Raw genomic sequence first — 23789 nt, 5'->3', positions numbered from 1 at the left:
TCCTCGGAGCGGGTAGGGATGTGATTCCGGTGAGGGAGATGTGACGCTTGGTGCTGAACTGGCCGTCACTATACGAGAGTTCGTGATCGAAACAGAACAGTTCCGGTCTGCTTGCAGGAAACCGCTGTCAGCGACGGCGACTTGCTGTGTCCGGACTGTGAACGATCTTACGAGGCGCTTCGCGTGAGCGTGTCCGCGACCACGGCGGCCGCCTCCTTCACCAGTGCCGAGTCGGCCTGGGCGGCGGGGTCGGTGTGCGTGGACAGGACGGCGACGACGACCGGCGCGCGGCCCGGGGGCCAGGCGATCGCGACGTCGTTGGCGGTGCCGTAAGCGCCCGTGCCGGTTTTGTCGCCGACGGTCCAGTCCTTGGGGAGCCCCGCGCGGATCCGCTCCCCTCCGGTGGTGTTGGCGAGCAGCCAGCCGGTGAGCCGCCGCCGGTCCGCGCCGTCCAGGGCGCTCCCGACAACCAGCCGCGCATAGCTGGTGCCGATGGCCAGGGGCGTGGTGGTGTCCGTGACCCGGCCGGGCTCCGCCGAGTTCAGCTCCGGCTCCCACCGGTCGAGCCGGGTCACCCGGTCCCCGATCGAACGGCACAGCCGCGTCACCGCCACCGGCCCGCCCAGTTGCTCCAGCAACAGGTTCGCCGCGGTGTTGTCGCTGTACGAGATCGCCGCTCCGCACAACTCCGCGATCGTCATTCCCGCCGCGAGATTCTCGGGCCTGCCCGTGACGGGCGCACCGCCCGACTTCTCGACATCGCCCGCGTCGTAGTGGATGACCTCGCCGAGCACGTCCTCGTCCAGGTCCCGCAGCACCGCGGAGACCGCGAGCGTCTTGAACACCGAGCACATCGGGAAGAGTTCGCCGCAACGGTGCCTGACCCGGGCGCCCGAGCCGGTGTCCCAGGCGAACACCCCCAGCCGGGCCCCGTGTGCGCGCTCCAGCGCCCGGAATCTGCTCGTGGCGTCCGGCGCCGTGCGGGCGGGCAGTGCGGTCCCCAGGGCCGCGGTCAGCACAACACGGCGCGACGGCTGCTGCATTACCACTCCTTTGCCGAGGTTTCGCTGAGGGGGACGTGGTCACGCTCCTGGGGGTTGCGTCGTGGACGGGTGATAAACCCGACGCCGATATGCGACCAGTGGTAGCTCCCGCATCGTCGCAAATGATCCAAACGTCTATACGGTGACGCGTGGAACGGCCGGGGAACGGAGAGCCTCTTCAGGGGCGCAGGGCCGAGGGCCGGGAGCCGGTGTCGAGGGGACGATGCCTTCATGAGGGGGAACGGAAGCCGGGGGGCGGCGGCCGCCCGCGCCGTCCGGTTCGTGGGACGCACGCTGCGCGCCGAATGGCGCAGCATCGTGGTGGAGCCGGTACGACAGCTCGTACGGTGTGGTCTCTCCGGGATCGTGCTCGCGTTCGTGGCCGCGTTCGGCGTCATCTTCTTCCACGACATCGCCCAGCACCCCGCCGGCAGAAGGCTGGTGTGGCACCTCGGCGGTGTCACCGCCGACCTCCCCCTGTGGCTGTCCCTGCTGCGCACCCCGGTCTCGCTCTACGTCCCCGCGCTCGACCTCCCGGTGTGGGCCGGCATCACCCAGCTCTTCCTCGCCTTCGCCCTCGCCGAACTCGCCCTCGGCCGCGCCCGGACCCTCGCCGTCGCGTACCTCACCACCCTGGCCGGCACCATGACGGCCCGTGTGATGGTCGCGCTGGGCCCCGGCTGGTGGGGCTTCGGCCTGCCCCCGTCAGCCGGCCGGATCCTCGACACGGGGCCGTCCGCCGCGGTGGTGGGCCTGTTCACCTATCTGGCCGTGGTCCGCCGGGCGCCCGTCGTCTTCGCGCTGACCGGCGGTTCGATGGTGTGGGAGTCCGTCGCCGTACCGAACCTCGCCGGCCGCGAGCACCTGATCGCGGTGACCGCGGCGATCGTCCTCGGCCTGCTGCACGGCCGTCGGCTGCCGATCCCCGCCCTTCTGGCCGAACGCCCCGCCGCACGCCTCGGCACCCCGCCGCCCCCGCCCCGGCCCGACCCGCCCGTGCCCCGGCCCGACCCGCCGCAGTACCACCCCGTACCGTCGCTCCGGGCCCGCCGGAACTCTCCAACCCCTCCTGGTTCCCCGGAACACATAAGTCACGCGGTCGACCCGCCGAAGTGCTCAACAACGTCAATGTGATGGTTTTCGCACTTCAGCCGGTCCGGGCAACCCCTAATGTTGCGCGGGCTACGGCAGGGCGCGGCTGACACCATGGTGTTCGTCGCCGGCAGGCTGAAGGGATCCAGGGATGTTCCGCAAGGTGCTGGTCGCCAACCGTGGAGAGATCGCCATCCGCGCTTTCCGCGCGGGCTACGAACTGGGCGCGCGCACGGTCGCCGTGTTCCCCCACGAGGACCGTAACTCGCTGCACAGGCTGAAGGCCGACGAGGCCTACGAGATCGGGGAACCCGGCCATCCGGTACGGGCCTACCTCTCCGTCGAGGAGATCGTGGGCGCCGCCCGCCGGGCCGGGGCCGACGCCGTCTACCCGGGCTACGGCTTCCTCTCCGAGAACCCGGAACTCGCCCGCGCCTGCGAGGAGGCGGGCATCACGTTCGTCGGGCCGAGCGCCCAGACGCTGGAGCTGACCGGCAACAAGGCCCGCGCGGTCGCCGCCGCCCGCGCCGCCGGCGTACCGGTGCTCGGCTCCTCCCAGCCCTCCAACGACATCGACGAACTGGTCCGCGCCGCCGACGAGATCGGCTTCCCGCTGTTCGTGAAGGCCGTCGCCGGCGGCGGTGGCCGCGGCATGCGCCGCGTCGAGGAACCCGGCGCGCTGCGCGAGTCGATCGAACAGGCCTCCCGGGAGGCGGCCTCCGCGTTCGGCGACCCGACCGTCTTCCTGGAGAAGGCCGTCGTCGACCCGCGCCACATCGAGGTGCAGATCCTCGCCGATGGGGAGGGCAACGTCATTCACCTCTTCGAGCGGGACTGCTCGCTCCAGCGCCGCCACCAGAAGGTCATCGAGCTGGCCCCCGCGCCCAACCTCGACCCGGAGCTGCGCGACCGCATCTGCGCCGACGCCGTGCGCTTCGCCCGGGAGATCGGCTACCGCAACGCCGGCACCGTCGAGTTCCTCCTCGACCGGGCAGGCAAGCACGTCTTCATCGAGATGAACCCCCGCATCCAGGTCGAGCACACGGTCACCGAGGAGGTCACCGACGTCGACCTGGTCCAGGCCCAGATGCGCATCGCCTCCGGCGAGACCCTGGCCGACCTCGGCCTCTCCCAGGAGACGGTGAAGCTGCACGGCGCCGCCCTCCAGTGCCGTATCACCACCGAGGACCCCGCGAACGGCTTCCGCCCCGACACCGGCCGCATCAGCGCCTACCGCTCCCCGGGCGGCTCCGGCATCCGGCTCGACGGCGGCACCACCCACGCCGGTACGGAGATCAGCGCCCACTTCGACTCGATGCTGGTGAAACTCACCTGCCGGGGCCGGGACTTCAAGGCCGCCATCGGCCGCGCCCGGCGTGCCGTCGCCGAGTTCCGCATCCGCGGTGTGGCCACCAACATCCCCTTCCTCCAGGCCGTCCTGGACGACCCGGACTTCCAGGCCGGGCGGATCACCACCTCGTTCATCGAGGAACGCCCGCACCTGCTCACCGCCCGCTCCTCCGCCGACCGCGGCACCAAGCTGCTCACCTACCTGGCCGACGTCACCGTCAACAAGCCGCACGGCGAGCGCCCCCACCTGATCGAGTCGACCACCAAGCTGCCCCCGCTGCCCGCAGGGGAGCCGCCCGCGGGCTCCCGCCAGCGCCTGGTCGAGCTCGGCCCGGAGGGCTTCGCCCGGTGGCTGCGCGAGTCGCCGACCATCGGCATCACCGACACCACCTTCCGCGACGCCCACCAGTCCCTGCTCGCCACCCGCGTGCGCACCCGGGACCTGCTCGCCGTCGCCCCACTCGTCGCCCGCACCCTGCCCGAACTGCTCTCCCTGGAGTGCTGGGGCGGCGCCACCTACGACGTGGCGCTGCGCTTCCTCGCCGAGGACCCCTGGGAGCGGCTGGCCGCCCTGCGCGAGGCCGTCCCCAACATCTGCCTCCAGATGCTGCTGCGCGGCCGCAACACCGTCGGCTACACCCCGTACCCGACCGAGGTGACCGACGCCTTCGTGCACGAGGCCGCCGCCACCGGCATCGACATCTTCCGCATCTTCGACGCCCTCAACGACGTCGGCCAGATGCGCCCCGCCATCGAGGCGGTACGGGAGACGGGTACCGCGGTCGCCGAGGTCGCCCTCTGCTACACCGCCGACCTGTCCAACCCCGACGAGCGGCTCTACACCCTCGACTACTACCTGCGGCTCGCCGAGCAGATCGTCGAGGCCGGCGCGCACATCATCGCCGTCAAGGACATGGCGGGCCTGCTGCGCGCCCCCGCCGCCGCGAAGCTGGTCTCGGCACTGCGCCGCGAGTTCGACCTGCCCGTCCACCTGCACACCCACGACACGGCGGGCGGCCAGCTGGCCACCTACCTCGCCGCCGTCCAGGCGGGCGCGGACGCGGTGGACGGCGCGGTGGCCTCCATGGCCGGTACGACCTCACAGCCCTCCCTGTCGGCGATCGTGGCCGCGACCGACTACTCGGAGCGTCCCACCGGGCTCGACCTGCGGGCGATCGAGGACCTGGAGCCGTACTGGGAGAGCGTCCGCAAGGTCTACGCGCCCTTCGAGGCCGGCCTCGCCTCCCCGACCGGCCGCGTCTACCACCACGAGATCCCGGGCGGTCAGCTCTCCAACCTGCGCACCCAGGCCGTCGCGCTCGGCCTCGGCGACCGCTTCGAGGACATCGAGGCGATGTACGAGGCCGCCGACCGCATCCTCGGCCGGCTGGTCAAGGTCACCCCGTCCTCGAAGGTGGTCGGCGACCTGGCCCTGCACCTGGTCGGCGCCGGCGTGAGCCCCGAGGACTTCGAGGCCACCCCCGACAAGTTCGACATCCCGGACTCGGTCATCGGCTTCCTGCGCGGCGAGCTGGGCACCCCGCCCGGCGGCTGGCCCGAGCCGTTCCGCACCAAGGCGCTCCAGGGCCGCGGCGCCGCCAAGCCGGCACCGGAGCTGGGCACCGAGGACCGCGAGGGCCTCGCCAAGGACCCGCGCGCGACCCTGAACCGGCTGCTGTTCCCGGCCCCGACCCGGGAGTTCGAGACGCACCGCCAGACCTACGGCGACACCAGCGTCCTCGACAGCAAGGACTTCTTCTACGGCCTGCGCCCGGGCAAGGAGTACGCGGTCGACCTGGAGCCCGGCGTCCGGCTGCTCATCGAGCTCCAGGCCGTCGGCGAGGCCGACGAGCGCGGTCTGCGCACGGTGATGTCCAGCCTCAACGGCCAGCTGCGGCCCATCCAGATCCGCGACCGGTCGGCCGCCTCCGACATCCCGGCCACCGAGAAGGCCGACCGCGGCAACCCCGGCCACGTCGCGGCCCCGTTCGCCGGCGTCGTCACCCTCGCGGTGCACGAGGGCGCGGAGGTCGAGGCGGGCGCCACGGTGGCCACGATCGAGGCCATGAAGATGGAGGCCACCATCACCGCCCAGAAGACCGGCCGGATCTCCCGGCTCGCCATCAACCGCATCCAGCAGGTGGAGGGCGGCGACCTGCTCGTCGAGATCGCCTGAGTCGCGTCCCGGGTGAGGGGAGGGCCGGTCGCCGCCGGTCCTCCCCTCGTCGGCTACGAGCGGGCGAAGTGGGCGCCCAGACGCGCCTTCAGCAGGTTCGGGTCGCGCTGGGTGGAGTAGGCGCTGCCCGCCACGAACAGGTCACGGCCGTTCACGGCCAGCGAGGTCGGGTTGGACAGGCCGTCCTGCACGGCGAGCACGGTGCTGCGGACGCCGTCCGGGCGGACCATGACGACCTCGTTGGACGGGTTCAGCGCGGCGAGCACGACCTCCGAGTGCCCGGGGAAGACGAAGTCGTCCACGCCGGTGAGGCCGGTCGCCCGCGTCTCGGTCGCCCCGGACGAGCCGTCTGTGCCGACCGGGATGCGCAGCAGCGTCCCGCGGTCGCTGTTGGTCACCCAGACCGCGTCCTTGTGCACCTTGATCCCGTTGGCGCCGAAGCCGCTGGCCGGCGCCGGGAGCCCGGTGAGGGCGGTGCCCGTGGCCCAGGCCGTCGGCGTGCCGCCGGCCTGCGGGATGCGCCAGACCGTGCCCAGCGCCGAGTCGGCGGCGTAGAGCACCCCGTGCCGCTCGTCGAGGGCCAGACCGTTGGGGAGGCCCTCCGACGGCAACTGGGCGATCTGTTGGGGCGTGCCTCCGCCCGCCGGGACGCGCCAGACGCCGGTCCTGCCGGTGCCGGTGGCGTAGTTGACGTACAGCGTGCCGTCGTGGGCGCGGGCCAGGCCGAGGGTGAGGGCGCCGCCCACCAGGGACGTGCGGGGGTGGTCCTCGGCGGGCAGGGTCGCCAGCACCCGGACCCGGCGCTCCCGGGTGACCTTGGCGACCTGCCGGGCGGATGCGAACGTCACGTCGACCGAGCCGCCCCGCTCGGTGACGACGTTCTCGGGCGTCTGCCCGGCGGTCAGATCGAAGTGCGCGATGACGTGCGCATTGGAGACGACCGGCTCGTCGCCCACGGCCGGAGCCGCCGCGAGCAGGCCGATCGCGACCGCGGCCGGGGCGACGGCGGCCGGACGGAGAAATCGGGGCATGTGACCTCTTTCGACGGGAGCGCGAGGCTCCGGCGTACCGGTCACACCAACATGACGGCTCGTCGGTCCCGGCCCGGGGCAGCCCCGGCCGGGACGTCGCCCGCCCGGCGCACGGCGTGGCCCCGCTTGCCGCGCAGCCGGGTGACGGTCCCGCTCAGGTCCACAGCGGGTAGTTCATGACCTGCGTGTATCCCTCCGGCTTGGCGCCGGCGTAGTTCAGGCTCATCCGCGTGAACTGCTCCACGTTCGGATGCTTCGTCCAGGCCGTCGGCCGGTCGAGCCGTACCGTCACCGCGTACTTGTGGAAGGTGCCGGCCGCGCAGTACGGCTTGCAGTCGTTGACCGCGTTCACGCCGTGGCCGACCGCGGTGTTGTCGTTCCACTGGGTCCAGCGCATGCCGGTGAGCAGGCTGTTGCCGTCACCGCAGGCCAGCATGAAGTCGGTCGGCCGGAACCGCTGGTGCCAGAGGCAGTCGACGAGCACGGGGTGCTGGACCGCGGGCGACGCGGCCGGTGTCGGCGGAGTCGCGGAGGCCGTCGTCATGCCCGCCGTGAGCAGCAGGGCCGCCCCGAGTCCGATCGCCGTTCCCACCACTGGTCTGCGCATGGTCGCTCCCACCAGTTCCGCCGTTCTTCCTTCCCTTCGACGCTACGACCGTCCCGCCGGATGTACCACTTGCGCCGGGTGCGCGAGCCCGTTGTCGTCGTAGTCGGCGGAGGGGCGGGAGAAGACCTGGGTGAGCAGGCCGAGTACCAGGAAGACCCAGACGAGGACCTTCGCGGTGGTGCCCAGGAGCAGCGGCCGGGTCGCGGAGCGGACCTCCTCCGCCTTGGCGGCCGGCTGGTCGCCGAACAGCCCCTTGGGATAGACGGGCGTCAGCATGGCGGCATAGGCGCTGAACCGCATCCGGTAGCGGGCGACCGCCGCCGTCGCCCCGAAGACCGGCTCCGGCAGCCGCCCCAGCACGATCGCGATGATCCAGAAGATGCGGAACCACGGCCCCCGCCAGGCCCGCGCAGGCGAACTCAGCCGTGATTGACGGTCAGACCGTAGAACGCGACCCGAGCGCCGTTGGTCGTGCTGTCGGAGGACGACTGGTTGTACGAGCCCGCCTTGAAGTACTGCTTGTACGGGTTGAAGGAGGACGGAATGGCGTAGTGGGTCGTAGTGCCGTTGACGGTCAGGTCGATGGTGTTCCCGCCGGAGACGGCGATGGTGTAGGTCCAGGTCTTGCCGATCGACACATGGCCCACGGTGTGCGCGGTCTGGCCGCCGGACGGGGAGTTCTCGGTGCCGAGGACGATGTCGCCGTTGGAGTGGTAGTAGAGCTCCAGCAGGGGCTTGGTGGAGGAGCCGCCGGTGCCGAGGTGGATCTGGCCCACGCACACGTTCTTGGTCACCGAGACCACCCGCAGGGTCGCGCTCATCCGGTGGCTGCCGCTGAGCGACCAGTTGGCGGCGCTGCCGTCGCGGTTCATCTCACGCAGTTCGGAGCGTGCGTAGTTGGAGTTCGGGGTCGTGACGCCCTTCTCGGGCGCCCAGAAGGTCATCGCGCCGTCGCGGGTGTCGGTGTAGAAGTACGCGTCCTGGTAGCCATTGGCGCCCTGCAGCCGGGACGAGGAGATGGTGGTCGGCGAGCCGGGGGAGCCCACCGGCTCCTGGAGCTGCCATATGGACAGGTCGAAGTTGCCGCCGGGCGCCTTGCTCGGGTCCGCGGCGCCCGCGCTGCCGCCGGTGAGCAGGACGAGGGCGAGGGCGAGGCCCGCGGCGGCCGGAGCCGCGAGCAGCCGGGAACGGTTCACGTGGGGGGTCCTTTCGGAGGAGGGCTGCGTCCGGAACTCACCTGATGTTCATGTCCGTGAACACCGGACGCATCCATAACCGTCGATGACCCGTGAAGCTAAAGGTCCGAACCAATCCCGTCAAGAGGGTCAGCAGGCGCCCTCGTCCTGCCAGGGGCCCCACTCCGAGGCGCCGGGCACCTCGTTCTGGGTCCACCACTTGGCCTTCCAGTTGTGGCTGTTGTACGAGACCTCGTTGCCGGCCGTGTACACCGCCGTCGAACTCCACGCGGTCTTGCAGGAGGTGGGCGTGGGTGTCGGGGTCGGGGTGGGGGTGGGTGTGGTGGTCGGCGGGGTGACCCCGGCGAACTTCACCGAGTACTTGGCGAAGTCCCAGTCGCTCTGCGCCACGCTGGAGCAGGTCCCGGAGGTGGTGCCGTTGTTGTCGGGCGGAGTGCACTGGCGGTCGCGGTTCAGGGACCAGAACGTGAAGCGGTCCATGGCGTGGCTCGTGGCGTAGTCGAGCACCGTCTGGAAGTCGGCCTGGGTGAAGTACTCGCCGGTGTCGCTCCGGCCGTTCATCCCGGAGAAGCCCTCGTGGGCGTAGGCGGTCGCCTGGTCCCAGCCGAAGGTGGACTGCAGGATCGAGTTGAAGTTGGTGAGCGCGCTGGTCTGCGCCGCCGCCCCGCCGAAGCCGCCGTCGAACGGCATGATGGAGAAGTTGTTCGGCGTGAACCCCTGTGACTTCGCCTCCAGCAGCATCTGCTTGCCGAACCAGCCGGTCCCGTCCGCCGTACCGGCCGTCGTCACCGACACGTACAGGCCCGGGTTGTTCTGCTGGAGGATCTTCGCGGCGCCGATCTCGTTCTTGATCGCCGCGGTGTTCTCGTACTCCGGCTCCTCCAGGTCGAAGTCGATGGCGTGCAGCCCGTACTTGGTGATGACCTGCTGGTAGGCCGCCGCGGTGGAGGCGGCGTCCGCGCAGGTCTGGCCGAGCTTGGTGCCGCCGTAGCCGCCGATCGAGACGGAGACGTCGCCGCCCTTGGCGCGGATGGTGTTGATGACCGACTGGACGGCGGTGTCCGAGGAGACCGCCGCGGTGCCGCCCCAGGTGGGGGAGCAGCCGCCGCCGTTGGGCGCCAGGACGAACGCCAGTTGGAAGGCCTTGAGTCCGGTGGCGTCCATGATGGTGGCCGCGTTCGGCGGGTTGTTGTCCAGCGGCATCAGATAGGGGGCGGCCGCGTACCACCGGTTGCTCAGCGCGGTGGTCGCGCCCGAGGCGTCGCTCGCGACGAGCGCGGTCGTGCCGGCGGCTGCGAGGGTGACGGCGGCCGCCGCGCCCAGACATGCGCGAAGGGGTCTCACTGGTGCCTCCAGGGAGGGCGGGGGAGGTGGGGTGGTGCCCCAGCTTCCGGAGGTGTCGCGATCACGTCAATAGATTGGACTGGACCAAAGTGCACTTTGGACTAGACCATACGAATTCTTTACCTAGGGTGCCGGAGCAGTGTCGGCCGCCCGAACCGCACCCTCACACCGGGGGACCAGAGCACGCTGACCGGCGGCTCGGCAGGTGCGGGCAGGCCCGCCGCCGCCACCAGGTCGTCGTCCAGATCCAGGAGTTCGGCCCGGTGCAGCGGCCAGGGCGCGTGCTCGGCCGGCTGATGCAGAGTGCGCCCGTGCCAGGTGGCGTGCAGCCCCCAGCGCGCGGTCAGGAAGTGCTCCAGCGGCGACGGCTCGGCGATCGGCGGCCCGGTCCGTATGACCGCCCGGCTGGTGGCGGCCGGGCCCCGCCGCCGGCAGGTGTAGGTGATCACTTCGCCCTCACGGCGCAGCCGCATCGAGGACCAGAGGTACGGCAGGCGGAACCCGAGCCGGCCCGCCAGCGCGGGGAGCAGCCGGGCCGCGTCCAGGGATCTGAACACCACCCCGCGCCGGCCCTGCTCGTCCAGCGAGTACAGCCGTACGTTCGTCTCGCAGAAGGTCCCCAGATACGGCAGCCCGGGTCCCGGGCCCAGACCGACGCCCCGCATCAGGAACGGGACGAGGCCGACGTAGGTGACCCCGTCCAGGGTGTCCGGCCGGGTGCCGGCGGGCAGCAGCCCCGCCACCCGATCCGGCTCCACCGGCCAGTGCAGAAAGGTGAGTTCGTACCAGCCCTGCACCTGGGTCGCCCGTCGCACGGGCCGTGGGGCCGAGGCGGTGATCGGCTCGGGTTCCATGGATACGGTTTTAGCACGCCAGTGCGAGGCGACGGTGCGGAGCGTACGCGGACCGGATGCCGTCCCCGCCCCCGCGTGATCAGGACATTCGGGCCTCTCACCGCGCCCACCTGGGTAAACTGTCGGCGACCCACAGGCCTGGAGAAGGAGGAGCCGGGATGCCGTCGCACAGCTCTTCCGCGGCCGGGGCCCCGGCGGAGGGCGAGGAGCACGACGAGCCGCCTCCCGTCCGGCAGGCGCTGTCGGACAGCGTGTACGAGAGCGTCAAGGCGATGGTCATGGACCACGAGATCGCCCCCGGCGCCCGCGTCGGCATCGACGCGCTCTCCCGCACCCTCAAGGTCTCGCCCACCCCGGTCCGCGAGGCCCTGGCGCGGCTGGAGTCCGACGGCCTGGTCGTCAAGCGCGCCCTGTCCGGATACCGGGCCACGGAGCTGCTCACCCGCCAGGGCCTCGCGGAACTCTTCGAGATGCGGCTGCTGTTGGAGCCCAGAGCCGCCGCCCTGGCCGCCGTCAACGCCACCGAGGACCAGCTCGACGCCCTCGAACGGATCGTCGAGGAGATGCAGGGCCAGCCCAGCCCGAACGGCCGGTACGCCTCCTACCGCGACTTCGCCGCGCTCGACCAGCGATTCCACGAGGCCATCGGGCAGGCCGCGCACCGCCCGCTCCTCCTGGACGCGGTGCAGCGCCTCCACGCCCACCTGCACATCTTCCGGCTCAGCAACGTGGTCGGCGCCGGCGGCCCGACCGTCGCCGAGCACGAGCGGATCGTCCGGGCCGTCCTGCGCCGCAACCCCGAGCGGGCGGCCGAGGCGATGACCGACCACCTCACCCGCAGCATGGAACGCCAGCTCGTCGAGGGCGAGGGCGAGGGCGAGGGCGAGGGCGATGGCGACGGCGACGGCGATGGGCAGGGCGAGGGCCAGGGCGCCGGCGAGCCGCCGGCTACCCCATGACCCCGGCCGCGCCGTGCTTCACGCCCTGGCCCGGACCGCGCCGTGGCTCACGCCCCGGCCCCAGCCACCCCGTGCCTCATGAGCGCACCGTGTCGTGGGCGTGGATCAGGCGGATGATCCGGCCGCTCATCCGGTCGTAGTCACGGTCGTTGTCGACCTCGCCGCGGACGCGGTGGTCCGTCATGACCACGATCCGGTCGGCCAGGGTGACCATCTCCGCGAGGTCGCTGCTGATCAGCAGGATGGGCAGGCCGTCGTGGGCGAGATCCCAGATCAGTTCGTGGAAGGCCCGCTTGGTGCGGACGTCCACCCCCACCGTCGGCTCGTCCACGACGAGCAGCCGGGTGTCGGCGGCCAGCCACTTGGCGAGGCTGACCTTCTGCTGGTTGCCGCCGGAGAGTTCACCGGCGTTCTGCGCGAGCCCGGTGATCCGGATACCGAGCCGGCCGACGAGGTCCTGGGCGACCTCGCGCTCCTCGCGTGCCGAGACGAACCCGAGCGCCTTCGCGAGCCGTTGCCACACGGTCACGGTGATGTTCCGGACGATCGGCTGCTCCAGGAAGACGCCTTCCTCCTTGCGGTTCTCGGTCACATACCCGATGCCGAACTCGTGCAGCGCCTGCCGCGGCGAGGCGATCCGGGCCGGTCTGCCGTGCACCCGTACCTCGCCGCCGGTGATGCGGTCCAGGCCGAGCACCGCCTTGACCAGCTCGCTCCGCCCGGCGCCGACCAGCCCGTACAGACCGACGATCTCCCCGGGCCGTACCGCCAGGCTGATGTCCCGGTGCCCGCCGGCCGTGGCGACCGCCTCCAGCTCCAGGACCGGCGCGGCGGACCGGTCGACCGTACGCGGGCGCATCTCCGCCGCCGCGTGGGCGCGGCCCACCATGAGGCTCACGATGTCGTCGTGGGTGTGGTCGGCCAGCGGCGAGGACTCCAGCACCGACCTCCCGTCCCGCAGCACGGTGACGGTGTCGCAGACGGCGAAGACCTCCTCCAGCTTGTGACTGACGAACACGACACAGGCGCCGCGTTCGGCCAGCCGCCGGATCACCTCGAACAGGCGCTCCGTCTCCTCGGGGGACAGCGAGGCGGTGGGTTCGTCCAGGAGCAGCACCCGGCTCTCGGTGTACAGGGCCTTGGCGATCTCCACCAACTGCTGCTGGGCGACGGACAGTTCGCGCACCGGCCGGTCCGGATCGAGGTCGACGCCCAGCTCCGTGAGGCAGGCGACGGCCGGTTCGGTCATGGCCGCGTAGTCGACCAGCCCGCGGCGCGAGGGCGGTCTCTGCAGGGTGATGTTCTCGGCCACCGAGAAGCCCGGGATCAGATTGCGTTCCTGGTGGACGACGCCGATGCCGGTGCGGGTCGCCTCCAGCGGCGAGCGCAGCTGCACCGGTTCGCCGCACCAGGTGAGGGTGCCGCCGTCGGGGGAGTGCACCCCGGTCAGGACCTTGATGAGGGTGGACTTGCCGGCGCCGTTCTCACCGAGGAGCGCGTGCACACTGCCGGCGGTGAGCCGCAGCCCCACGCCGTCCAGCGCGCGGACCCCGGGGAAGACCTTGACCAGGTCGCGGCATTCGAGGAGGACCGTGTTCACCGCGCACCTCCTGGCTGCGGGGCCGGAGTGGTCTTCGCCAGCCGGGTCTGGTGCAGGTGCCCGCCGGCGACCGTGCCGAGGACGACCAGGCCGATCAGGAGGTTCACCCAGCTCGGGTCCAGCGAGAACTGGGCGCGTGCCGCGTCGATGAGCCGGGTCACGAAGGCCGCCAGTACGGTCCCGAACACGGCGATGGAGCCGCCGGTCAGCGCGACACCGCCGATGATCGGTGCGGCGAAGCTCGGCAGCAGCCAGTCACCGCCGACGCTGCGGTTGACGCCCGGCAGCGAGGCGGTCGCCGTCACGGCGGCCACCCCGACCAGCAGCCCGGACAACGTGTGCGCGGCCACGATCTGCCGGTCCGTGGAGATACCGGACAGCCGGGCGGCCAGCGGATTGCCACCGGCGGCCAGCAGCCGCCGTCCCGCGACCGTGCGGTACATGAACCCGCCCAGCAGGACCGCCGCGACGATCGCCGTGACGAAGACGAGCGGGATGTCCAGCGGCGCCGCCGTGCCCAGGTCGCGGAGGGCGGAGGAGTAGCCGTCGACGGTACGGGTGCCGACGAGCCGGTACTGCGCGCCCAGGAGGATCGTCATCGTGGCGAGGGTGACGATGAAGCCGTTGATCTGCGTGGCCACGATGACGAGGCCGGTCACCAGTCCGACGGCCGTCGCCGTCAACAGACCCGCGAGCACGGCGACCACGGCGGGCACCCCGTGGTCGGCCATCAGGACGCCCGTCAGACAGGCGGTGAAACCGCCCAGGGCGCCCACGGCGAGATTGAGCTGGCCCACGCACAGCGCCACCATCTGCGCCAGGCCGATCAGGATGGGCGTGGCCAGGTACTGCAGGAAGACCCGCACCGAGGGGCCCTCGAAGAAGGAGCCCGACGACGCCACCTCCAGTGCCACCGAGCCGGCCACGACCACCAGCAGCAGCATGGCCGTCGTCGTACGGGAGAACCGGTGCAGCACCGCCGCGGCCCGGCTCCGCTGTTCGCGGATCGTGCTCATGTGGAGCGCACCACCTTGCGATAGGAGACCACGGCGCGGATCCGGTCCGCCGACAGGGCCAGCAGCAGGATGCAGCCGAGGTAGATGTTCAGGCTTTCCAGGCCGACGCCGAGCAGGTCGAGCCCCTTGCGGATCACGCCGACCAGCGCGGTGCCGAGCAGCGTGCCCAGGACGGACACCACCCCGCCGGTGAGCAGGGTGCCGCCGAGCACCGCGCCCAGGAAGGACGGCAGCATGAAGTCGTCGCCGATGGAGGCGCGGAACGTGCCCGTCCCGGCGGCGGCCATGAAGCCGGCGAGCGCCGCGAGCAGCCCGGAGAGGGTGTGGGCGAGCAGGACCCGGCGTCCGGTGGGGATCCCGGACAGCTCGGCGGCGGCCGGGTTCGCCCCGGTGAGCAGCAGTTCCCTGCCGATGCGCGTACAGCCGTACAGGAAACCGAGACCCAGCATGGCGAGCACGGTGAACTGGGCCAGCTGCGGGATCGCCGGTGAGCCGCAGACCGGTCCGACGCAGATGTCGGCGAGTGAGTAGGACCTCAGTGCGGCGATGCCGGCCGGCCGGTTGGTGAAGGCGGCGTCCTCGGTGAGGGCCGAGTACATGAGGGAGACCAGTCCCAGCAGGGCGAAGTCCATCGCCAGGGTGACGACGAAGGAGCTCACCCCGGTCCGGGCGATCAGCCAGCCGGTGACCGCGCCGATCGCCGCGCCCGCGGCCAGGCACAGCAACAGGCCCAACTGCATGGGCAGATGGAGCTTGTCGTAACCGAGGCCCGCGAACATGGCCCCGAAGGCCGCCATCCGCCCCACCGCGAGGTTCATGTGCCCCACGGACAGGGCGACCATCTGGGCGAGCGCCACCACGGTCAGCGTGGCCACGTCCCGCAGCAGCGGGAAGAGCACCAGCCGCTGGTCGAGGAAGGCGGGCCGCAACACGCCGAACAGCACGCTCAGCGCGATGACCAGCACCAGCAGACCGAGCCGCTGGTTGACCCAGAACGGCATCCGGTGACCGGCTGTCTTCTCCTCCGGGACGGTGTCCGGCGGGCTGATCGAGGTCGTCATGCCACCCTCCGGTCGTCGAGCGCGTCCGGGTCCCAGTCGATGCCGATGCCCGGCACGTCCGGGGCCACGGCCAGGCCGTCGCGGATGGCCAGCTCGGTCCGGGTCACGGCCCGCAGCTGCGGGATGTACTCGACGAAGCTGCCGTTGGGCACCGCGGCGGCGAGGCTGACGTGCAGTTCCATCAGGAAGTGCGGGCAGACCATCACGTTGTGGCTCTCCGCGAGGTGCGCGACCTTCAGCCACGGGGTGATACCGCCGATCCGGGCCGCGTCGACCTGCACGACGGACGCGGCCCCGGTCTCCAGGTAGCTGCGGAACTGCATGAGCGAGTACAGGGACTCGCCGACGGCCACCGGGATCCGGGTCGCCCGCGCGAGCCGGGCGTGGCCGCTGATGTCGTCCGCGGGCAGCGGCTCCTCCAGCCAGTACGGGTCGTACGGCTCCAGCGCGGCCGCGAGCCGGAGTACCGAGGACGCCGTCTGGGACTGGTTGGCGTCGGTCATGATGTGCAGCGCGGGGCCCACGGCCTCGCGCACCGCGCGCAGCCGCGCCGCGTCCTCGGCGGGATGCGGCTTGCCCACCTTGATCTTGACGCCCGCCCAGCCCGCCTCCTGGGCCCGCAGGGCGCTCTTCACCAGTTCCTCGGTGCTCAGATGGAGCCAGCCGCCCTCGGTGTCGTAGACCGGGACCTCCCGGCGGTGTCCGCCGGCCAGCCGCCACAGCGGCTCGCCCGCCCGCTTGCAGCGCACGTCCCACAGGGCGGTGTCCACGGCGGCGAGCGCGAGGGAGGTGATGGCTCCGGTGGTGGTGGCCCGGGTCAGTGCGAACAGCCGCTGCCACAGGGCCTCGACGTTGCGGGCGTCCTGTCCGACCAGGGCGGGCAGCAGATGGTCGCGCAGCAGGGCCAGTACGGAGGTGCCGCCGGTGCCGATCGTATAGGCGTAGCCGGTGCCCGCGAGGCCGTCCGCCGTCTCCAGGTCGACCAGGACCGTCTCCTGTTTGACGAAGGACTGCACCGCGTCGGTACGGTCCGTCTCGACGGCGATGTCGGCCAGCCTGGCGGTCGCGGTCGTGATGAGGGTCATCGAAGTCCGTTCTCTGTAGGGGGCGGTCAGCCGCACGCGAGGATCTTGTCGGCGAACTCCTGCTTGAGCTGCGCGGTCTTCGCCCGCCGGGCCTTGTCGTAGTCGGCCACGTTGGCCTTGTCGACGACGAACGAGCCGGAGTCCACCTCCACCCCGGGGTCGCGCACGGTGCACTGCTTGGTCTGGAGCAGGGCCAGGGCCCAGACGCCGATCTCGGCCTGGCCGACCGGGTTCTGTACGACGGTGGCCGTGACCGTGCCCTGTCTGATGCCGCTGAGGATCTTCGCGTCGTCGTCGATGGCGATGACCTTCGCCTTCGACCCGGACGACTTGACGGCGTCGGCGGCGGCGACGGCCGGGTTGTAGGCGGTGGCGACGATGCCGGTGATCTGTGCGCCCTTCGCCGCCATCAGGTCGGACACCGCCTTCTGCGCGGTCCCCAGGTCGGTGTCGATGTCGGTGACGGTCTGCAGGAGCCGCACCTTGCCGCCGGACTCCTTGACCGCCCGGGCGACGCCCTTGATCCGCAACTGGGTGTTGGCGTCCACGTTGTTGCCGGTCAGATGGACCAGGGTGCCCTTGCCGCCCATGGCGTCGATGGCCGCCTTCGTGGCCTTGTAGGCGGCGAGTTCGACGTTCGTGGAGAGGCAGAAGTCGGCCTCGTCCGTGCCGCCCGCCGGACAGGAGCCGAGGGAGGCCACCGGGAAGCCCTGCGACTTGAGGTCCGCGAAGGTCGTGTTGATGTCGGTGGGGGAGACCCCGAACACCCCGAAGGCGTTGTAGCCGCGCGCCGCGAGCGTGGACAGCAGGTTGTTCTGCTTCTGCTGGTCCCACTCGGCCGTCTCGTCGAAGGTGACGGCCCCGAGGCCGTACGTCTTCTTCGCGCCGGCGCCCGCCGCCTTCCAGGGCTGGAAGTAGGGATGGGCGCCCCCGGGCACGAGGGCGACCTCGGTCCGGGAGCCGTCCGCCAACTCGGCGCCGCCGCCGGTCCGTTGGGCCGCCGTGGCCTGACCGGCGGCGGGGCCGGGGGCGTTGCGGTAGGTGCAGGCCGCTGTCCCCGCGACGAGCAAGGCCGCCGTGAGAAGCCCGGGCAGGACGGATCTGGTCGGGAAGCGCATCGCCCACCCCTACGGGATCAGATAGGAAATCGATGCGGAGATCGTGGGTCAGTGAAGCGCAGGCGTCAAGACTTGTGACAGAAACGGTTCTGATCAGCGGAGATGTGGGACGACTGCGGCCTGGAATCGTCCCGCATGCGCAGGATCCTATAGGAAATGGCTTGCCCATTTGATGCCTGTCGCCGGCTTGGGATATCTGACAATCCCTCTGTGCAGAACTCTGGCCGCCGCCCGCCACCTTGGGCTACCGTCGGTAACACCCTGCCGTCCCGGCAGTCCCGGACATGTCTCCCGCACCGCCCGCATCCGTACGGAAGGCACCCCCACCCATGGAGAATCCCAGAGCAGGCGCCGGCGCGACCAACGGCGCCGAGCAGTCGTCCCGTTTCACCCGCCGTCAGGTGCTGACGGTGGCCGGCGGCACGCTCGCCGGAATGGCCCTCAGCCAGGCGGGGGCGTTCGCCGCCGAGTCCCAGGACGCGGACGCGATCGTCATCGGCCACGGCCTCGCCGGCCTGGTCGCCACCGCCGAACTCGCCGCTGCCGGCCGCAAGGTGCTGCTGCTCGACCAGGAACCGGAGGCGAGCCTGGGCGGCCAGGCGTTCTGGTCCTTCGGCGGGCTCTTCTTCGTCGACTCCGACGAACAGCGGCTGATGGGCGTCAAGGACACCCATGACCTCGCCTGGCAGGACTGGCTCGGCACGGCCGGCTTCGACCGGGATGTCGACGACCCGAAGGGCCAGGACTACTGGGCCTACAAGTGGGCCCAGTCGTACGTGGACTTCGCCTCCGGCGAGAAGCGCTCCTGGCTCTCCGGCCTCGGCGTGCAGTGGTTCCCGATCGTGGGCTGGGCCGAGCGTGGCGGCGGCCTCGCGGACGGCCACGGCAACTCGGTGCCCCGCTTCCATGTCACCTGGGGCACCGGCCCGGCCGTCGTCGAACCCTTCGAGAAGAAGGTGCGGGCGGCGGTCGCCGCCGGCAAGGTGACCTTCAAGTTCCGCCACCGGGTGGACGGGTTGGTGACCACCGCGGGCGCCGTGACCGGCGTGCGGGGCGCCATCCTGGAGCCCAGCAGCGCGGCACGGGGCACCCCGAGCAGCCGTACCGTCGTCGGCGACTTCGAACTGCGGGCCCCGGTCGTGGTGGTCACCTCGGGCGGCATCGGCGCCAACCACGACCTGGTACGGCAGAACTGGCCGGCCCGGCTCGGCACCCCGCCCAAGTTCATGGTGACCGGGGTCCCCGCGCACGTGGACGGCCGCATGCTGGCCATCACCCAGCAGGCGGGCGGCCGGATCGTCAACCCCGACCGGATGTGGCACTACACCGAGGGCCTGCGCAACTACGCCCCGATCTGGCCGAACCACGGCATCCGCATCCTGCCCGGCCCGTCCTCGATGTGGTTCGACGCGAAGGGCCGGCGCTTCAACACCCCCGACGTACCTGGTTACGACACCCTGCACACGCTGGGGTCGATCACCGCCTCCGGCTACGACTACTCCTGGTTCGTCACCACCCAGAAGATCATCGCCAAGGAGTTCGCGCTCTCCGGTTCCGAGCAGAACCCCGACCTGACCAACAAGAACGTCTGGCAGCTGCTGTCCCGGATCTGGCAGACCCCCGAACCCATCGAGAAGTTCAAGAACAACGGCGTCGACTTCGTGGTCGCCGACAACCTCGCCGACCTCGTCACCGGCATGAACAAGCTGACCGGCGACAACCTCATCGACCTCGCCGACCTCAAACGGCAGATCGAGGCCCGCGACCGCGAGATCGACAACCCGTACACCAAGGACGTCCAGGTCCAGGGCATCCGCAACGCCCTGAGCTACATCGGCGACTCCCTCAGCCGTACGGCGCCGATCCACCGGATCCTGGACTCCAGCGCCGGCCCGCTGATCGCCGTCCGGCTCAACATCCTCACCCGCAAGACCCTGGGCGGCCTCCAGACCGACCTCTCCGGACGCGTCCTGAACAGCGACGGCTCCCCGGTCGCCGGTCTGTACGCCGCCGGTGAGGTCGCCGGCTTCGGCGGCGGCGGGGTGCACGGATACCGCTCGCTGGAGGGCACCTTCCTCGGCGGTTGCCTCTTCTCGGGCCGTCAGGCGGGCCGGGCGGCGGCCGCGGCGACGGCGACCTGACGGGAAAGGACCGGGAAAGTCCGCGTCACCCCACCCCCAACCCGCCGTGACAGTGGCACCCTTGACAGCGTGCGTACTGTTTCGCGACGTTTGAGCGACACCTCCGGACCCGCGACCCGGTCGCCGGCCGCGGACGGAAGGTGTACGGCGGGGAACAGGAGCTGTTCGTAGCAACGGCAGAACGCGGAATTCGCGTTATGGGGGGAGCGGTCGCCATGCGATCCAGAGGTCAGTGCAGAGGTCCGTCCGGGAGTCGGTCCCGGAGAAACGCGCCACACACCTCGTCAACCGAAGGGCGGTTGATCTGAGGTGGACATCACGATCCACAGACCCGGCGAGCTGACCCAGTCGCTCCGCCGGGCCTGGCACCACGCGATGGACGAGTCACCGGAGTACGCCAATCCCTTTCTGGCCCCGGAGTTCACGATCGGTGTCGGCCGACACCGCGGGGGCGTACGGGTGGCGGTCCTGCGCGACGCCGGTGAACCCGTCGGCTTCTTCCCGTACGAGCGCAACGCCTTCGGCGTGGGCCGGGCCGTCGGCCTCGGCCTCTCCGACTGCCAGGCACTGGTGCACCGGCCCGGAGTCACCTGGGACGCCCAGGAGTTGCTGAGCGCGTGCGGGATGTCCATCTTCGAGTTCGACCATCTGGTCGCCGAGCAGAGACCGTTCGCCGGTCATGTCACCGGGACCTTCGCCTCGCCGGTGATCGACGTCAAACCCGGCGACGGCGGTTACCCCGAGTGGCTGCGCGCCACCTACCCCGGCCTGGCGAAGACCACACTGAAGAAGGAACGGCGCCTCGGCCGCGACATCGGCGACCTGCGCTTCGAGTTCGACGAGCGCGACCCGGCGGCGCTGCGCACCCTGATGCGCTGGAAGTCCGCCCAGTACCGGCGGACCGGACGTATGGACCGCTTCGCCCGCCCCTGGATCGTCGACCTCGTGGATCATCTCTTCCACGTCCGCGAGGAACACTTCACCGGCGTGCTCTCCGTGCTCTACGCGGGCGACCGCCCGGTGGCCGCGCACTTCGGGCCGCGCTCGGGCACCGTACTGGCCGCCTGGTTCACCGCCTACGACCCCGAACTGCACTACTACTCGCCCGGGTTGATGATGCACCTGCGCACCGCCGAGGGCGCGGCGCGCAGCGGTGTCACCCTCGTCGACCTCGGGCGCGGTGACAAGGAGTACAAGGACTGGCTCAAGACCCGCGAACTGCGGGTCGGCGAGGGATTCGTCACCCGCACCCACCCGGTGGCCGCGGCGCACCGCCTGTGGCGCCGCCCGGTCCGCGGCCTGCGCAACACCGTTCTCGCCCATCCCCGTCTGCGCGACCCGGCGGACCGGCTGCTCAAGACGGTCGGCACCCTGCGCGCCTCGCGCCGCCCCGACGGGCTCCGCAAGGGGTGAACCCACCGCCCTGACCACGGGACGCCCCGCCCGCCGGGCCGCCCCGTGGTCAGGACGGTGACGGCCGGCCGCGCCCGGCCGTCACCGGGTGCGGCCGACCTCTTGCCCGTCATTCGCACTATGATCCTGTAAAGGTAAAAATCTAGGGGTTTGCCCTGGAAAGGCTGCCGCCTCGGCCGGAGTGATCCATGCCCCGCAAGCGCTCAACGGACGACGACGAGCTGCTGGTCAGACTGAGGTCGCTCACCGCCCAGGCGCGCGAGCGGGCCGAGTACCAGCGCTCCCAGGTCGAGCTGGCCATCGCACTCCAGCGCGGCATGCTGCCCCGCGACCTGCCCGACACCCCCCGCTTCCACCTGGCTGTCCGGTACGCGCCCGCCACCTACGGGCTCAACGTGGGTGGCGACTGGTACGACGCCTTCACGCTGCCCGACGGCCGTATCGGCCTGTCCATAGGCGACGTCCAGGGCCACAACATCGAGGCGGCCGCGTTCATGGGCCAGGTCAGGGCGGGGCTGCGGGCGCTCGCCTCGGTGACCAGCGAGCCGGGCGAACTGCTCGCCCGGACGAACGACCTGCTGATCTCCCTGGGCAACGACCTCTTCGCCACCTGCACGTTCATGCGGCTCGACCCGGAGACCGGGGTCCTGGAGAGCGCCCGGGCCGGCCACATCCCGTTCGTCTGGGCCACCGCCGACGGAAAGTCCGGGGTCGGCGAGGACGAGGGCGGGCCGCCGCTGGGCATCGAACCGGGCATCGAGTACCCGGTGTCCCGGTTCCGGCTCACCACCGGAGGCATGTTCGTCCTGCTCACGGACGGGGTGGTGGAAGGGCCGTCGATGAGCATCGAGGAGGGGCTGGACCAGGTGGTACGGCTCGCCGGTATCGCCGCCGTCGCCGGCCTGGAGGCACACTCCCTGGCCGCCGCCGTGATCAAGGGCGCGGAACAGGTGGGCCACGAGGACGACGCGGCGGTCCTGGTCGTGGGCCACGACGGCCTGGACCGCATACCGTAACGACCGCCGACCTCGCGCCCTGACGGCACAGCCACCGGCCGGCATGTCGGCCGTAGACGACTCCCGCCTCGCCGACCTGGGCGGATCGGTGTCTGATGGCTGCTGTGGTGGGTATCCAGGAACAGCGCGGACCGGCCGTTTTCGCCCTCCGGACGCTGGCCGTCGCCACCTGCTACTACGCGGCAGGGCGGCTTGGCCTGCTGTGCCGGCTCACCGTCGAGGGCGCCGTCTTCACGCCCATCTATCCGCCGACCGGAGTCGCGCTGGCCTGTCTGCTGGTCTTCGGCCTGGGCTGCTGGCCGGGCGTCACGCTCGGCGCCTTCTTCCTCGTGCTGTCGCTCGGCACGCCCGGACCCGACGCCCTGGGCATCCTTTTTGGCAACACGGCCGGGCCGGTGTGCGCCTACCTGATGCTGCGCCGGGTCGGCTTCGGCACCGACCTGGGGCGGCTCCGGGACGGCCTTGCCCTGGTGTTCCTCGGGGCGCTCGCCGCCATGATGATCAGCTCCACCGTCGACGTGGTCACGCTGATCCTCGCCGGCAAGCTCGCCGCGACCCACTTCTGGCCCATCTGGCTGGTGTGGTGGGTCGGCGACGCGATGGGAGTCCTGATCGTCACCCCGGTCCTGCTGGTGCTGTTCGAAGCCCGCGGGCTTCCGTCCCTGGCCCGCTGGAAGGAGGCACTGGCTCTCGGGGTCGTCGCAGCCGTCCTGGTCCCGGTGGCCACGCGCAGCTCCATGAGCGCGCTCTTCCTCGTCTACCCGCTGCTGATCTGGGCCGCGCTGCGCTTCCGCCTGGCGGGAAGCATGCTGTGCGCCCTGTTCGCATCGGTGATGGCCGCGGTCGCCGCGACGCAGGGCGTCGGTGCGTTCGCCCGGCTGTCCCCCGTCGAGGTGATGCTGAAGCTCCAGCTGTTCAACGGTGCGCTGGCGCTGACCGCGCTGCTGCTGTCGGCGGTGATCACCGAGCAGCACAACACCCGGATGTCCGTCGAGGAGGCCTGCCAGGAACTGGCCGAGGCCCTGGAACACCTCAGCGCGCACGATCACCCGGCCGGCCGCGCCCCGCCGGAGGCCGAGGAACTCAGGCGCGCAGAGGAACTCCGGCGCGCACGAGACGAACGGTGACCGGACGGTCGGCCCGGTCACCGTTCACGTGTTGGGGGCCGTTGTCAGACGGTGCCGCTGGCCGTGATCTTGATCTCGGCCTTCGGCGAACCGCTGGAGCTGCCGTAGCCCTCGATCTTGTCGACGATGTCCGAGCCCTCGACGACCTCGCCGAAGACCACGTGCTTGCCGTCGAGCCACGGCGTCAGCACGGTGGTGACGAAGAACTGCGAGCCGTTGGTGTGCGGGCCCGCGTTGGCCATGCTCAGCAGGTACTTGCGGTCGTGCTTGAGCTGGAAGTTCTCGTCCTTGAACTTCTCGCCGTAGATGCTCTTGCCGCCGGTACCGTCACCGCGCGTGAAGTCACCGCCCTGGAGCATGAACTGGGGGATGACCCGGTGGAACGTGGAACCGGCGTACCCGAAGCCGTGCTGCCCGGTGGCCAGCTCGCGGAAGTTGCGGGCCGTCTCGGGCACCACGCTGTCGAACAGGTTGAACACGATCCGGCCGGCCGGCTCGTTGTTGATCGAGATGTCGAAATAAACGTTGTCGCTCATGCAGGTCAACCTATCGCGAACCGT

The 23789-nt window shown here is 71.0% G+C and carries 20 protein-coding genes; 7 read left to right on the top strand and 13 right to left on the bottom strand.

All coding sequences use genetic code 11. The features are described 5' to 3' along the window. Window positions 1-167 precede the first annotated feature (167 nt). A complete protein-coding gene (gene bla / locus ACGFZQ_RS35675) occupies window positions 168-1043 on the bottom strand; it encodes a class A beta-lactamase (RefSeq protein WP_393843832.1) in 876 nt (291 codons plus the stop codon). A 231-nt stretch (window positions 1044-1274) separates the two neighbouring features. Here bla and ACGFZQ_RS35670 point away from each other — a divergent pair, with 231 nt between their 5' ends. Both ACGFZQ_RS35670 and ACGFZQ_RS35665 read left to right on the top strand, forming a co-directional pair. Further along, a complete protein-coding gene (locus tag ACGFZQ_RS35670) occupies window positions 1275-2177 on the top strand; it encodes a hypothetical protein (protein ID WP_393843831.1) in 903 nt (300 codons plus the stop codon). 109 nt (window positions 2178-2286) lie between these two features. Continuing rightward, window positions 2287-5661 carry a pyruvate carboxylase gene (locus tag ACGFZQ_RS35665; protein WP_393843830.1) on the top strand — a complete coding sequence of 1125 codons (3375 nt, stop codon included), beginning with the start codon at window positions 2287-2289 and terminating at the stop codon, window positions 5659-5661. Between the two features lie 53 nt (window positions 5662-5714). Here the strand turns inward: ACGFZQ_RS35665 and ACGFZQ_RS35660 are convergent, their stop codons facing one another. The 6 genes from ACGFZQ_RS35660 to ACGFZQ_RS35635 all read right to left on the bottom strand — a co-directional run bounded on the left by ACGFZQ_RS35660 (window position 5715) and on the right by ACGFZQ_RS35635 (window position 10693). Beyond that, the gene (locus ACGFZQ_RS35660) at window positions 5715-6692 is read right to left on the bottom strand and encodes an SMP-30/gluconolactonase/LRE family protein (RefSeq protein WP_393843829.1); all 978 of its coding nucleotides are present in this window, start codon (window positions 6690-6692) and stop codon (window positions 5715-5717) included. A 154-nt stretch (window positions 6693-6846) separates the two neighbouring features. Beyond that, window positions 6847-7299, bottom strand: coding sequence for a hypothetical protein (locus ACGFZQ_RS35655; protein WP_393843828.1), 453 nt, complete (start codon window positions 7297-7299; stop codon window positions 6847-6849). 42 nt (window positions 7300-7341) lie between these two features. Further along, window positions 7342-7668 (bottom strand): DUF4389 domain-containing protein, encoded by a 327-nt coding sequence (locus ACGFZQ_RS35650; RefSeq protein ID WP_393843861.1) that lies wholly within the window; start codon window positions 7666-7668, stop codon window positions 7342-7344. Between the two features lie 50 nt (window positions 7669-7718). Continuing rightward, entirely contained in the window at window positions 7719-8495 is a 777-nt protein-coding gene (locus tag ACGFZQ_RS35645) for a polysaccharide lyase family 7 protein (protein ID WP_393843827.1), read from the bottom strand. 129 nt (window positions 8496-8624) lie between these two features. Continuing rightward, window positions 8625-9839, bottom strand: a complete 1215-nt coding sequence (locus ACGFZQ_RS35640) for a carbohydrate-binding protein (protein ID WP_393843826.1) — start codon at window positions 9837-9839, stop codon at window positions 8625-8627. Window positions 9840-9958: 119 nt separating this feature from the next. After that, window positions 9959-10693 carry a YqjF family protein gene (locus ACGFZQ_RS35635; RefSeq protein ID WP_393843825.1) on the bottom strand — a complete coding sequence of 245 codons (735 nt, stop codon included), beginning with the start codon at window positions 10691-10693 and terminating at the stop codon, window positions 9959-9961. Window positions 10694-10851: 158 nt separating this feature from the next. On the opposite strand from ACGFZQ_RS35635, the gene ACGFZQ_RS35630 reads away from it, so the two are divergent. Next, on the top strand, window positions 10852-11652 hold the full coding sequence (locus tag ACGFZQ_RS35630; RefSeq protein WP_393843824.1) for a GntR family transcriptional regulator: 801 nt from the start codon (window positions 10852-10854) through the stop codon (window positions 11650-11652). A gap of 76 nt (window positions 11653-11728) precedes the next feature. On the opposite strand, the gene ACGFZQ_RS35625 is transcribed toward ACGFZQ_RS35630, so the two are convergent. The 5 genes from ACGFZQ_RS35625 to ACGFZQ_RS35605 are packed head-to-tail and all read right to left on the bottom strand — an operon-like array spanning window position 11729 to window position 17532. Then, a complete protein-coding gene (locus ACGFZQ_RS35625; RefSeq protein WP_393843823.1) occupies window positions 11729-13252 on the bottom strand; it encodes a sugar ABC transporter ATP-binding protein in 1524 nt (507 codons plus the stop codon). Then, window positions 13249-14268 (bottom strand): ABC transporter permease, encoded by a 1020-nt coding sequence (locus ACGFZQ_RS35620; RefSeq protein WP_393843822.1) that lies wholly within the window; start codon window positions 14266-14268, stop codon window positions 13249-13251. Before ACGFZQ_RS35620 ends, ACGFZQ_RS35625 begins: the two co-directional genes overlap by 4 nt. Then, a complete protein-coding gene (locus tag ACGFZQ_RS35615) occupies window positions 14265-15329 on the bottom strand; it encodes an ABC transporter permease (RefSeq protein WP_393843821.1) in 1065 nt (354 codons plus the stop codon). The genes ACGFZQ_RS35620 and ACGFZQ_RS35615 overlap by 4 nt, the downstream gene beginning before the upstream one ends. Next, a complete protein-coding gene (locus ACGFZQ_RS35610; RefSeq protein WP_393843820.1) occupies window positions 15326-16414 on the bottom strand; it encodes a mandelate racemase/muconate lactonizing enzyme family protein in 1089 nt (362 codons plus the stop codon). Before ACGFZQ_RS35610 ends, ACGFZQ_RS35615 begins: the two co-directional genes overlap by 4 nt. Before the next feature lie 26 nt (window positions 16415-16440). Beyond that, the gene (locus ACGFZQ_RS35605; RefSeq protein WP_393843819.1) at window positions 16441-17532 is read right to left on the bottom strand and encodes a sugar ABC transporter substrate-binding protein; all 1092 of its coding nucleotides are present in this window, start codon (window positions 17530-17532) and stop codon (window positions 16441-16443) included. 329 nt (window positions 17533-17861) lie between these two features. Between ACGFZQ_RS35605 and ACGFZQ_RS35600 the strand changes: the two genes are divergently transcribed. From ACGFZQ_RS35600 to ACGFZQ_RS35585, 4 genes are all read left to right on the top strand, one after another. Continuing rightward, complete coding sequence (locus ACGFZQ_RS35600; RefSeq protein ID WP_393843818.1) at window positions 17862-19673, top strand: FAD-binding dehydrogenase; 1812 nt, start codon at window positions 17862-17864, stop codon at window positions 19671-19673. Between the two features lie 309 nt (window positions 19674-19982). After that, window positions 19983-21086, top strand: coding sequence for a GNAT family N-acetyltransferase (locus ACGFZQ_RS35595; protein WP_382544264.1), 1104 nt, complete (start codon window positions 19983-19985; stop codon window positions 21084-21086). A gap of 188 nt (window positions 21087-21274) precedes the next feature. After that, on the top strand, window positions 21275-22102 hold the full coding sequence (locus tag ACGFZQ_RS35590; protein ID WP_393843817.1) for a PP2C family protein-serine/threonine phosphatase: 828 nt from the start codon (window positions 21275-21277) through the stop codon (window positions 22100-22102). A 95-nt stretch (window positions 22103-22197) separates the two neighbouring features. After that, window positions 22198-23229: an MASE1 domain-containing protein gene (locus tag ACGFZQ_RS35585; RefSeq protein WP_393843816.1), complete on the top strand. Its 1032-nt coding sequence runs from the start codon at window positions 22198-22200 to the stop codon at window positions 23227-23229. 44 nt (window positions 23230-23273) lie between these two features. On the opposite strand, the gene ACGFZQ_RS35580 is transcribed toward ACGFZQ_RS35585, so the two are convergent. Then, window positions 23274-23765, bottom strand: coding sequence for a peptidylprolyl isomerase (locus ACGFZQ_RS35580; protein WP_393843815.1), 492 nt, complete (start codon window positions 23763-23765; stop codon window positions 23274-23276). Window positions 23766-23789: the final 24 nt, after the last annotated feature.

Source organism: Streptomyces sp. NPDC048254, from assembly GCF_043201895.1.
Lineage (GTDB): Bacteria > Actinomycetota > Actinomycetes > Streptomycetales > Streptomycetaceae > Streptomyces.
The sequence above is the reverse complement of the archived record's forward strand: the minus strand, read 5'-3'. Positions and strand labels throughout refer to the sequence as shown.